The organism is Rhodococcus sp. CX (genome assembly GCF_015865005.1).
GTDB lineage: Bacteria > Actinomycetota > Actinomycetes > Mycobacteriales > Mycobacteriaceae > Rhodococcus.
The window spans coordinates 40,210-40,951 of sequence record NZ_JADZGH010000273.1 but is presented as its reverse complement, the minus strand read 5'-3'; the positions used below and the strand labels follow the sequence as shown (position 1 = coordinate 40,951).

Annotated in this window: 1 protein-coding gene; it reads left to right on the top strand. The window is 68.6% G+C overall.

Translation table 11 applies throughout. From position 1 onward, the window contains the following. A partial coding sequence (locus I0Q12_RS34500; protein ID WP_231611781.1) for a DUF222 domain-containing protein occupies nt 1-742 on the top strand: 742 nt, incomplete at both ends.

The window sequence follows — 742 nt, the reverse complement described above, 5'->3', positions numbered from 1 at the left end:
GACGAGATCACCGTCGCCGAAAAGATCCTCGCGGACGCGGCCTGCTCGGTGACCCCCGACGATCTCGTGAAACTCGGCGCGCATCTGCTCGCGTATCTGAATCCGGACGGGGACGTGCCGGACGAGAAGGAACGCAAGCGGCGCCGGGGTCTGCGGATCGGCAAACAAGGAACGGATCTCATGACCCCGATCTCCGGGCTCCTCGACCCGGAAACCCGGGCGCTGCTCGAACCGGTGCTGGCGAAACTCGCCCGGCCCGGCATGAACAACCCGGACGACCCCGAATCACCCTCCGGTGACGTCGAATCCGAGACCCTCGACCGCGACGCGCTGGCGAAGGCCGCGGCCCGCGACACCCGCACCGCGGTGCAACGCAACCACGACGCGTTGAAAGTCGCCCTGCGGCAGATCTTGTCGTCGGGTGTGCTCGGCAGCCACCGCGGGCTGCCGGTGACCGCGATCCTGACCATGACCGTCAAACAGCTCGAAGAGGAGTCCGGCATCGTGACCACCGCCTCCGGCGGTCTGGTGCCGATCCGCGACGCGCTGCGGATGGCCGAGAACGCCCACCCGGTTCTGGCGATTTTCGATCATCATGGCCGGCCCCTGCACCTCGGCCGCGCGAAACGCTTGGCGTCGGCCGATCAACGGCTGGCGTTGATCGCCGCCTCCGGTGGCTGCACCCGCCCCGGCTGCGACGCCCCCGCGACACTCACCGCCGTCCATCACATCACCGAATGGC